This is a genomic window from uncultured Bacteroides sp., from assembly GCF_902491285.1.
GTDB lineage: Bacteria > Bacteroidota > Bacteroidia > Bacteroidales > Bacteroidaceae > Bacteroides.
Genome location: NZ_CABUHK010000013.1, coordinates 1 through 11,788, shown reverse-complemented (window position 1 = coordinate 11,788; position 11,788 = coordinate 1). Strand labels below are relative to the sequence as shown.

General features: G+C 46.4%; 8 protein-coding genes and 1 pseudogene. 8 read left to right on the top strand and 1 reads right to left on the bottom strand.

What is annotated here, in order from left to right:
* Positions 1 to 4: 4 nt before the first annotated feature.
* Positions 5 to 2,572: an outer membrane beta-barrel family protein gene (locus tag RDN93_RS05110; protein WP_308744495.1), complete on the bottom strand. Its 2,568-nt coding sequence runs from the start codon at positions 2,570 to 2,572 to the stop codon at positions 5 to 7.
* Between the two features lie 155 nt (positions 2,573 to 2,727).
* On the opposite strand from RDN93_RS05110, the gene RDN93_RS05105 reads away from it, so the two are divergent.
* The 8 genes and pseudogenes from RDN93_RS05105 to RDN93_RS05070 all read left to right on the top strand — a co-directional run bounded on the left by RDN93_RS05105 (position 2,728) and on the right by RDN93_RS05070 (position 11,697).
* Positions 2,728 to 2,874 (top strand): hypothetical protein, encoded by a 147-nt coding sequence (locus tag RDN93_RS05105; RefSeq protein WP_308744494.1) that lies wholly within the window; start codon positions 2,728 to 2,730, stop codon positions 2,872 to 2,874.
* 345 nt (positions 2,875 to 3,219) lie between these two features.
* Positions 3,220 to 4,518, top strand: coding sequence for a site-specific integrase (locus tag RDN93_RS05100; protein ID WP_118172374.1), 1,299 nt, complete (start codon positions 3,220 to 3,222; stop codon positions 4,516 to 4,518).
* A 13-nt stretch (positions 4,519 to 4,531) separates the two neighbouring features.
* On the top strand, positions 4,532 to 5,863 hold the full coding sequence (locus RDN93_RS05095) for a tyrosine-type recombinase/integrase (RefSeq protein WP_308744493.1): 1,332 nt from the start codon (positions 4,532 to 4,534) through the stop codon (positions 5,861 to 5,863).
* A gap of 55 nt (positions 5,864 to 5,918) precedes the next feature.
* Complete coding sequence (locus RDN93_RS05090; protein ID WP_118435348.1) at positions 5,919 to 7,067, top strand: DUF6043 family protein; 1,149 nt, start codon at positions 5,919 to 5,921, stop codon at positions 7,065 to 7,067.
* A 216-nt stretch (positions 7,068 to 7,283) separates the two neighbouring features.
* On the top strand, positions 7,284 to 7,637 hold the full coding sequence (locus RDN93_RS05085) for a helix-turn-helix domain-containing protein (RefSeq protein WP_118172380.1): 354 nt from the start codon (positions 7,284 to 7,286) through the stop codon (positions 7,635 to 7,637).
* Positions 7,630 to 9,057 carry a DUF3987 domain-containing protein gene (locus RDN93_RS05080; protein WP_308744492.1) on the top strand — a complete coding sequence of 476 codons (1,428 nt, stop codon included), beginning with the start codon at positions 7,630 to 7,632 and terminating at the stop codon, positions 9,055 to 9,057. Before RDN93_RS05085 ends, RDN93_RS05080 begins: the two co-directional genes overlap by 8 nt.
* Positions 9,058 to 9,189: 132 nt before the next feature.
* Complete coding sequence (locus RDN93_RS05075; RefSeq protein ID WP_308744491.1) at positions 9,190 to 10,251, top strand: DUF6371 domain-containing protein; 1,062 nt, start codon at positions 9,190 to 9,192, stop codon at positions 10,249 to 10,251.
* A gap of 217 nt (positions 10,252 to 10,468) precedes the next feature.
* A pseudogene (locus RDN93_RS05070) lies at positions 10,469 to 11,697 on the top strand (plasmid recombination protein).
* Positions 11,698 to 11,788 lie beyond the last annotated feature (91 nt).

Genomic DNA, 11,788 nt, shown 5'->3' with positions numbered 1-11,788 from the left:
GGTCTTACTGACCACCGCCGCCACCGGCACTTCCTCCACCGCCCTCACCACCTCTCACATCATCATTACTGATGCTGCGGGCAGCTTTCTTCACGCTGGCTTTCAGCTCTCCAATCCGGTAGCCGATACTGAACCCGACATAACGGTTCGGATACTTTCCGCTACTCTTCGATATAAAATTGTCGCCTTTCGTATGGCTGTTATACGTTCTGTACTTCTCAAAGACATTGCTGCAATATAGGTTCAGGCTGAGACGGTCGTCCTTCAGGAACGAACGGTTCACTCCGATGCTGTAATACTGGTAGCCGGAACCTTTTCCCTGCAAACTGATATACGGAGTCCCCCCGCCTCCATTCAGGCTCAAACGAATTTTCAAAGGAAGCGTATGCTGGATACCTCCGTGGCAGGAAGCGTTCCATCCATAATTGTGCAACCCTTGCGCCTCACTCTTCAAATCCCTGTAACTTCCGCGCCCGTTCACGTAAATACGTGTTTTGGAAGAAGCGTTCCAGTTCAGATAAAGGGACAATCCGGTATCCCGATTCTTGCCGATATTATCATAAGTACTGTACATAGCCCCGTCCGGCGCCCTGTGTTCCGGATTATTGTCAAAGATTTCTCCGTCCTCATTGTTTATCAGCCGGCTTACCCTCTCTATCCCATTATTGCCGAATGAATGGCGCAACGAAACGTTTATATTGAACTTGGCACTGAAATTACTGTACGCAATATCAAAAGCATGGCTTTTCTCACTCTTCAAGTCCGGATTTCCCTGACTGATAGACATCGGGTCTTGATTATTAAAGTAAGGATTCAGGCTCCAGATTCCCGGACGCCAGATGCGCATATTATAACCGGCACGCAGATTCTGCGTCTTGCCGATTTTCATCCCCAAAGAGACGGAGGGAACCAAATCGCTGTAATTCGTATGGAAATTCTCACCCGGCCCTACGATATATTTCACCCGTTGTATGGTCTGTTCATAACGTACTCCCGGTTTGAAAGAGAAGTCCTTATACTTCAATGTATATCCCACATAGGCTGATAAGATATGGTTCAGATGACGGTACTCACTGCTTCGGTTTTCATTGTACACATAGTCGTCGCTCCCGCCTGCCGCCTCATAGAGCGCGTTGTCACTGCTATTACGGCGGAAAATATATTTCGCCCCCGTCTCAACGGTATGCAATTTCCCTATCGGAGTCGTATAATCTACCTGGAAAGTCTGCTCCATCGTATTCGTCTTTCCGTCCGAATGATAATTTTCCAACCGCAATCGCTCAGCCAGTTCGTCTTTCTGTTCGTCGGGAAATATATCCAGATAAACATTGTTAGAATTATCAGTTTGAGGTTGCGTATTTATCTTATAGGATAAGGTAAGCATCCGTTGTTTATTCTTCCGGGAAGTACGCTGATAATCTATATTCCCATTTATGGAATACCACGAATTTTCACTATGCCCATCCGTCCGGTAACGATAAGCAACGTCCTCATGATCCGTCCTATACATTACCGTATTTCCGTTATTGTTGCTCTTATCACTGCTGCCATACATCCCGAAAGCCACCGTCAGCAGCCTCAACGTATCAATCTCATAGCTCGCTTCCAAATTGCCATACTGAAAATTCCCTTTTGACTTGGAACTGCTTTGAGATTCGAGAAACTTCTCGTCCCTCGTTCCCGGCTCGTAATTCTCACGGTAACTGTCCGAGTAGCTGCGCGGACGATTATTATAATCATAATTATAATTGACGGAAACAGTCATCTTACCCTGTTTCACCATCGCATAAGTACCGGCCCCGACTCCGTTATTACTGGCATTTCCCCGAAATGTAGCCGTATATCCCTCGAATCCGCTACCCACCGTAATGATATTCAGAATACCGCCTACGCCTTCCGCATCGTACTTCGCCCCCGGCGAGGTAATCACCTCAATATATTTAATAGTATTTGCCGGCATACTTTTCAGTACTTCTTTCGGATTATTGCTCATCATGTTATTCGGCTTTCCGTTCACATGTATCTTGAAACTGCTGCTTCCGTTCACCTGCACATTATCTTCCCCATCTACCGTCACCAAAGGAACTTTGCGCAGCATCTCCAGAATACTGTTCGACTTGGAGTCGGGGTCGTCTTCAATGTTATATTCTATCTTGTCCACATCTACCTTCACCAAAGGCTTCTGGGCGACAACTTCCACTCCCTTCAATTCATTATTGGCTTCCGAAGAATACAACGTCCCGAGGTCGACTATTTTCGTAGAAGATCTCAAAGTGAAGTCTTTCACAACAGGAGCTTTACCTATCGAAGAAATACTGATTACATAATCGCCTGCCGGTACATTCAATTTCTCCTGAAACTTACCGTTTGCCCCGGTCACCGCCATTTTTACAGCTTTGTCCGGAACGCCTTTCTTGGTAATCCTGATGGTGGCATACGGTTCTCCCTCTTGGGTTAACGAATCCAGAAGAACGCCTTTGATGGTAAAAGAAGGAGCTACAGCTTTTTGCGCCCACCCCGCCGCAAATGTAGCAAACATGAATAGTAATAGTAGCAACAGTCTGTGTTTCATGACTAGAATGATTTAGTTTTTTATTTATTAGACGCAGGACATTCTGAAATGCTGCAAATGTGGGGATAAAAGTAGGTGGTCTCGTGTCAATTACGAAACGTTCGGAGTTAAGAAAATAAAACGAATAGATAAAAATTCTTACTAAAGCATTACAAATGCCCTACAAAGCTTCTCCTCTTCGGAAAGCCCTGCGGATGGTAAACACGTTTAAGACTTCTTGTTCGGCAACAACCGTCTCAGACTTCTGCGCAGTTTCTCCAACCAACCGTCCCGATATCTGCCGCATCATCTCTCCGCAGTAAAATCGCTAAATTTTGATTCTGAGAGATGAAACTTTACATATTCCCTAAAAAATAAAAACCGCTTTCCGCAAGTTTCACCACGCTGACGAGCAGAAAACGTATTGCAAATATAAATAAAGCGTGGAACTGCAATATCTGTTTTGAAAATAGGAAAAAGAAGTAAGAATTGAAAAGAAAAGCATAACAAAAGCAAATATAACCACTAATTTACAGTGCTTTATGTGGTATCAGTTTCGGGATTGACTTCTTAATTTGTTTTAATCCGTTTCAAGTTTCTTCGGGATATATGGGAACATATATGGGAATTTATATACCTTTGCGATGTGAACCAAAAACGCATTGCCGATGAAAGTTTCCGTCTATCTGAAAAAGTGTTCCTTTACGACCTCGAACATCTGCTTCCGTGTCCGTGAGAAGAATGTGGATATAAAGGTGGTTTCGTCTCTTACAGTTCATGACAAGTACTGGGATGCAGATACCCTAAGTTATAAACGCACGACAGCCGTACCTGCCACCGACCAAAAACGCCTGCCCGAGCAGATTGCCGCCATCATCGAGAAAGTGGAGAAGACCTTTTCGGACAAGGCGGACAGCAAATGGCTGAAGCAGGTTATCGAAGATGTGCTGTATCCTGCACGCGCCTTCGAACGCAACCATCCAACTCTGCTCTATCGTGTTCATGAATATTTGGAGAAGTACGAAGGGGCTGATAGAACCAAAGAGCATATCATACGTTTCGAGCGCAAGATGTCCCGCTATCACGACTACCAACGGGAAATACTGGGTAATCGTGACTTCACGCTCTTTGTGGAGACTGTCACACTGGAACAGATGAACGGTTTCCGGGATTATGTCGCGAATGAGTACCTGCTGCGTCAGGAGCATCCTGAGTTCTATGTTCCCCGTATGCTTATCAACCACAAACCCAAGCCGCTCTCCAACACGACCGTCATCAACATTATGAACTTCTTCTGTACATTCCTGCACTGGTGCAAGAGGATGAAGTATTCCGACAACGAGGTGTATGCACTCTACGGCTGCAAGGAACCGACATACGGGGACCCGTTCTACCTTACTTCGGAGGAAAGGAATGTCCTGTACGATGCGGATTTGAGTGACAATCCTAAACTGGCGGTCATCCGGGATATATTCGTGTTCCACTGCTATATCGGCTGTCGCGTCGGAGACCTTTACCGGCTGACAAGGGAAAACATCAAGGACGGCTTTCTGGAATACATGCCACAGAAAACGAAAAAGTGTCAGGCAAAGACAGTCAGAGTCCCCTTGCACGAAAAGGCCTTGAAGATACTGGAACGCTATGATGTAAACGCGGACAGGCTGTTTCCTTTCAAGCCCATACATACCTATAATCTTGGCATACGAGAACTTTTGAAGTATTGCGGCATTGACCGTATGGTCACCATCCTTGACACGCACGGCTATAATACCGTACAAAAACCATTGTATGAAGTCGCCAGCAGCCATACGGCACGCAAGACCTTTGTAGGCAACCTGTACAAACAGGTCCCCGATCCGAATCTGATCGCTTCCCTGTCGGGACACGTGGAAGGAAGCCGAGCGTTCAGGCGATACCGCACCATAGACGATGACATGAAGCGGAAACTGGTAGAAATGATAAACTAAGAAGGAAATATATATGAAAGTAACGGCATTCATCAGAAAGACATCGGCCAAGAACAATGTGACGGATCTGGCACGTGTCTATTTCCGTGTCCGGGATATTGGCGGAGTCGATATAAAAGCGGCAAGCGAGCTTTCCATCAGCCCCAATCACTGGAGCGCGGAGAAACAGGGTTACAAGCCACGTGTGGCTCTGGTATCGGAAGAGAAGCGGATGAACTTTGACAGGGACATCCAGCAAATCACCCACCTTATCACAAAGGAGTACCACCGTGGTGTGGACGGGAACTGGCTGAAAAGACTGATAGAGGAATACCACCATCCCGATATCAACGCAAGGGGCGGCAACAAAGCCGAAGAATACCATCTCGTCTATCAGATCAGCCGGTATATCGCAGAAAACACTTTGGCGGACGACAGCTACAAGCACCATCTTGGCAATATAGACAAGATAAGCCGTTACGAGCGTTTCCAGCATGAAGTACTGCATCGCAGAGGCTTTAAGTTGTGTATTGACACGATTACCGCCGATGATTTGCGGGAGTTCAAGAGCTGGCTACAGGAGGAACATAATCTTGCCGGACAATATCCATTGTTCTATAAGGATGTGGAAAAGCAGAAATACGAGCAGATCCGCTCCGAGAACAGCATTACAGGCTATTTTTACCGGATAAGGACGGTTGTCAAGTGGTGCATCAAGCGCGGGCTGACAAGAAACAATCCGTTTGACCAGTACCAGATAACCCAACCTATGTACGGCGACCCGTTTTATCTGACCCTCGAAGAGAGGGACAGGGTTTACTATGCCGACCTGAGCAGTCTGGGGGCCACCCATCCGGTCTATCGGGACATATTCATGTTCCAGTGCCTGATCGGTTGCCGCGTCAGCGACCTGAACAGACTGACCAAAGCCAATGTTGTGGACGGATGTGTGGAATATATTCCACAGAAGACCAAAATGGAACACGCCAATACAGTCAGAGTTCCGCTCAATCAAAAGGCTTTGGACATACTGGAGAGATATAAGGACTTGGAAGACGCATTACTTCCCCGGTTCTCTCATTTCGGTTACAACAAGAAGATAAAGGAGATTCTCAAATATGTGGGCATAGACCGCATGGTGAGAGTCCTCGACCCGAAGACACGCGAGGATGTGGCACGGCCTCTATACGAGGTGGCAACCACCCATACGGCACGAAAGACTTTTATAGGCAACTTATATAAGCAGGTCAAAGACCCGAACCTGATCGCCTCCATGTCGGGGCATTCGGAAGGTAGCCGGGCTTTTGTACGATACCGCAAGATTGATGACGATATGAAAAAGGAACTGGTAAACCTATTGGATTGACCGTTTCCCTCTTTTCTAATATCCCCTTTTATACTTGCCAATAATATAATACACTATGAATATGGATGAACGAAAATTGACATACGACCAGTTCAAGGCGGATATCCTTCATTGGAAGAACACGCACAGAGAGGAATACAACCGTTTCGCGCGACTGATGACAAACGGGGACGAGAGGCAGTACCTTGACATCTGTAAGGCCATATTCAGACAACTGCCCAGAATCAAGACTGAATGGGAGTTATGTTGGGATGATGACAGTAAGGGCAATTTTGAGAATATAGACCTCATGTTCAAAGAGGATGCAGTACCCAAGCGGATAGTGGAGTTATACCATGAACAGAGGGAGGAGAGTAATCCTTTGCATGATACAGCTCCGGCCACATTATGGGACAGGATAAAATCCATTTTCAGCAGCAAGCCCGAAGAACCGCGCATTATCCTTTCAGCACCTCTTGTGTTGAGTTGGCTGTACTACGGAAAGAGTTTCGAGGCGATGGTCAGCATGGTCAGCAAACAGGCAGGGAGTCCGGAAGCAGACGAAGCGGACAGACAAAGCTGTTCTTTTGTTACCCGACAAATCATTAGCGTATCCATCAAAAGTGGTTTCCGTACCCGTGCCGACTGGGACGAATATTTAGCCATGAACGAAGCCGTTAAAGAAAATCGCATCGGTGAATGGGCCTTGCAATCCGCAACAGCTGAAATGGAATCCGATACAGACAGTAACATTAATGGCGCGGAATCAACAGATTCCGGCATTGATGCAACATCAAAGATACAGCGTACAGCCGGAAGGAAAAAGATACAGGAACGACCTCTTATAGATTATCTTAATTGCAAGAATAAAACGGGGGTTCTACAATGTCTCCGCAGTTTTGTTTCCATTAACAGGAGTGCCGTCCATCAGGCATTGCCGTACTATGTACTGAAAGAATTGCGGCTGGTGAACGGTATGCATACCGCCAAGGAATACAGTGTTGGATTGACCCTGCAAATTCCGGATTTGCCGTCTTTGAAGAGCGAAAGTGCCATACGACAGGCCGTTGGATCTCTGAAAACGGCAAGGCACATAATCAAGGACGGGAAAGACCAGTCCGCACCACTTATAGAAAGTGACGAAAACCGGGGACTATTCCGGACATTAGCAGAGGAAATCAGTGGCATTATCAGAACAGATGAAGAAACAGATATTGCAGAATAAGGTAAAATAAGGCTGTTTTATATTGTCATGCAGTCTTAAATTGTCATGACGATTTAAGACAAAGCATTATATATCAATTAGTTTAAATTCATACATACTTTTGCACCGTCAATCCTTTCCCCGAAGGTTGGCGGTGCTTCTCTTTTACAAGCCATCGGGAGTGAGGCATCAGGGAACTTTTACAGATGGTCGTGATAAATTTCAAAACTGACATTTATGATTACCATAGAAACTCTGGTCGAACAGGGAGCTAATGTAAAACTGGAAATTACTCCCTCGGACCTCAAAATGTTTGCCGAATCCATCGTACAGCGTACCATCCTGGCACAGCAGGAAGAGCATAAGGCAGTAATGCAGCGTGAAGCGGAAGAAGTCTATCTCAACACGAAGCAAGTCCGGGAACTGCTGAACGTATGCGAAGGTACGCTCAACCTGTGGGCGAAGCGCGGCTACCTCGTGCCTGTCAAGGTAGGCAACAAGAATATGTATGCCAAGTCAGATGTACGCCGCGTGCAGACAGGGGGCAAGTCCGAAAGTGTAACATCCTATTGCAAGAAGAAAAATGGCTGACATGAAAAACAGCCGGCTTGAACTGTGCAACCGAATCCGCATGGAGGCGGAGCATACCGAAGACACAGGTTTCCCTTTGGACGCATTCCCTCTGGCCGTACAGTCCGTTATACTTGACATGACCAAATACGAGAACTACGTGATTGAGTTCATCGCGACGTCCATGCTGTCGGCAGCATCGACAGCCTTGGGCGGTACTTACCGTATCCGTATCAAAAGCGACTGGCAGAGCAACGGCGCACTGTACATCATTCTGGTGGGCCGGCCCGGACTAGGCAAGACCCCACCGCTGGAAGCTGCATACCGTCCAATCCGTAAACATGACTATGCCCTTTTCAAGGCGTATGAGGCAGAAGTGGAAGCATGGAAAGCGGCAGGAGAAAACGGAAAGAAACCTGTTCTTCACCGTACCATCGTATCCGACTTCACGCCCGAATCGCTTCTACAGACACATAACAACAATCCACGGAGCGTTGCCATTCTGGTGGACGAGATCATGGGCATGTTCAATTCCGCCAACCGTTACACGAACGGGCAACTCATAGAGCAATTGCTGACCGCATGGAGTGGCGGAGCCTTGGATGTAATAAGGATAAGCAATTCCACTCCTGTACATATAGAACGCCCGTGCATCAACATCATCGGGACTGCACAGACCAAACGTATTCACGAACTTCTCAAAAGAGGATTCGAGGAAAACGGACTGCTTGACCGTATCCTGTTCGTGCTTCCCAAATCCCGGGAAGTGTCAAAATGGACAAGCCGGGATGATGACGGAGAAAAGACCTCTTTGGCTGCAAAACGTTGGGAAAAGATACTGGACAAGGTGCTTGCCTTGGATTATGATACAGAAACGGAAGGAGATGGAATGGAAGAACACGCCGCCCATGTGCTTTCCATGAACAGTGAAGCCAAAGAGTATTTCTTCTCCTGGTGGAACGAAAAAGTGGAACGTATCAACCGGATAGAGGATGATGCCGACGTTGACAGCCGGGAGATGAAACATCCGGCTCACGTGGCACGGCTGGCTCTGATTATCCAAGTCCTGCGGTATGCTTCCGATGAAAGCCACCTGCAGTTTGTGGATCCGGTGTCGGTGAAAGCCGCTATCCGACTGAATGACTATTTCGAGGATTCATACATACGAATCCGTTCCTTCGTGGCAGACAATACTTGTGAAGAGCCTCCCAAAGTATTGTTGTCGTTGTTACCCGATACCTTCGATACGAAAACGGCCATAGCGGTCGGTAAGGAACTGCAGAACATCAGCGAGCGCACGGTGATGAACTATCTCAGGGAGTTGTGTCACTGCAGGCTCTTGAAAAAGTCCAAAGCCGGGCATTACGAGAAAATGGTGTATGAATCCGGTAAATATTCCATAAACGAAAATGAACCATCAACCAAAAACTGCAATGAATGACCCGCGTTGCAGCTTGCAGTTTCTTCAGTCTTGCAGTCTTGGGGCTCTAAAATGATGTTTTCCTGCAAAGCTGCAAGAACTGCAGACTGCAAATGGCCTTTGGGATTTGCAGTAATCAAAAACGAAAGCATTATGAGTGAGTACAGATTCCATCTTCAAAAATACAGACCGGGCAGTAAAAAAGTGTGCCCAAAGTGCGGCAGAAAGTCCTGTTTTACCCGATATGTTGACGGGAATGCGCAAATTACATTCCCTAACCATGTGGGCAAATGTGATCATATCAACAGCTGTGGCTACCATTATACCCCAAAGGAGTATTTTCAGGATAATCCAACCATCAAAGAAACCATGATTGAACAAAATAACAGAAGCGACACCCCATCAAGAGCCGTCAAGCCAATAGCGAAGCCATTATCTAGTTCTGCACCACAGACTTCTTATCTTCCCTCTGATTGGGTTAGCCAGTCCATGCAGAAGTTTGACGTCAACCCTTTATACCGATATCTAACCAAAGTGGCAGGCAAGGAGAAGACTGACAGGCTGTTCAATCTTTATAAGGTCGGTACATCCAAGATGTGGAACGGGGCAACCGTTTTCTGGCAGATAGACATCAACGGTAATGTGCGGGCAGGCAAGATTATGGGTTATGATGCTAAGACCGGGCATCGAATCAAGCATCCGTTCAATCAGGTAAATTGGGTACACTCGGTTAAGAGGATTCCGGATTTCCACATGAAGCAGTGCCTGTTCGGTGAACACCTATTGTCCGAAACTTCAATTCCGGCAAGTACTGTTGCCATTGTAGAAAGCGAGAAGACAGCACTGATTGCCGCCCTTTTTATTCCGGATTTCGTCTGGCTTGCCACAGGTGGAATGCACGGCAGTTTCAACAGCAAAGCCATGCAGGTGTTGTGTGGGCGTGAGGTGATTTTGTTCCCCGACCTGAAAGCAACAGAGGAATGGAAACGTAAGACAGCGATGCTCCACTCCATTTGCAAGCGTGTCACTTGTTCCGACCTGTTGGAGAAGATGGCGACCGACAGGCAGCGCGAAGCCGGGTTGGATATTGCCGACTTCCTCCTGATGGAAGATACGCCGCAGATGGTTCTAGCAAGGATGGTGGAACGCAATCCTGCATTGCATACCTTGATAGATACATTCGACTTGGAACTTGTGGATGCAGGACAGGAGTAGAGCGATGGAAGAATCAGACAGCTTGCTGTCTGTGTAAAAAGGGGTTGTAAAATCCCGTAGCTTATTAGGGCATTTTCACCGCTTTCACTCTCTGAGTGGCAGTCAAAAAGCCCATAAGCGGAGGGATACCCTCCCAGTACACATGTCTGCCTGTAGCACATTGACGGGATTTTACGAACCATAACACAGAAATAATAATCGCAAAAACGCAAAAAATATGAGCAACACACAATATGCAGTCTGCCACCTGCAACGTGGCAGCGGCAATGACTCTGGTATGTCATGCCATATAGAAAGGAAGGATGCCAAAGGCAAGGTATATGTCCCGGCCAATGCCGATGCGAACAGGACACAGCTTAATCGGGAACTTATTGCATTTCCTGCCGGAGTAAAGAACAGGACGGATGCCATACAATTCAGAATAGACCATGCTGGATTACATCGCAAGGTGTGCTACACATGGATGAGAAAACTCCACACTTACATGCCACTATCGTACCCATTGTAACCACAGAAAGACTTCGCAAAAAGCGAGAGGGCGATAAGAAGTATGAAACGAAATCCGGTGCTCGCTTATCGGCAGATGATGTGATGCGGCGAGCCAAGTTACATGAATATCAGAATAGCTATGCAGTAGCTATGAAGCCCTTCGGATTGGAGCGTGGAATTGTCGGTTCTACCGCCAAGCATCAGGTGAACTCAGAATACTACAAGCTACAGATGAATAAGTATGAGGAAGACATTGCCAGATTACAAGCTGATATTGAACAGGCAAAAGAAGGCAAAAGTACAGTCCTGTCATGGTTCGGCAAAGGAGATTTGGCTAAGGCGAAGAAAGAACTCGCAAGCAAGGACGAACAGATTGCCAAACTCAAAAGTCAGATTAAAATGCTTATGGCAGAAAAAGCCCAACTGCAAGAAAAGCATAAATCAGAGATTGAACAATTACGGAATGGTTATCAAAAAGAAATAGACAAGGCTATCCATCGGGCAGAATCAGCAGAACAGCAATCAAAAGAAAAGGATTCTGTAATAGACAGGCAGAACCAACGTATTGACCTGCTTGACCGCAAAGCCAATCCTCACAGATATCAACTCTCATCCGGTGCGGAACTTGTGCATTACAATATTTCAAACATGAGGAATCCGTCCATCCATATCTGGACGAAAGTTGGCAATGAAGAATATGATACAAGGACTTATATAGAATATTTCAGTGATATATGGGAGCGGTTTAGCAAGAACGAAGCTACCGCTTATGAACTCATCAATGAAGTCTTTGAGCCACATGAACAGGTCAATGAGGTACAAGCCAACCTTCTCGGAGTAGCCTTTGAACTTGCTATAGGTGGTCAGGCACAAGTCCATGTTGGTACAGGTGGAGGTGGTGCATCTTCTGAACTTCCTTGGGGCGAACAGAAAAACAAATCAAAATTGAATAGATAAGCCATTTATTTTCACAAGACTTAGTAAAATTATCAGTACCTTTCCTCTAAAAAGAAAAATCCCCTGCTCTTATATTCGTATGTAACTTACT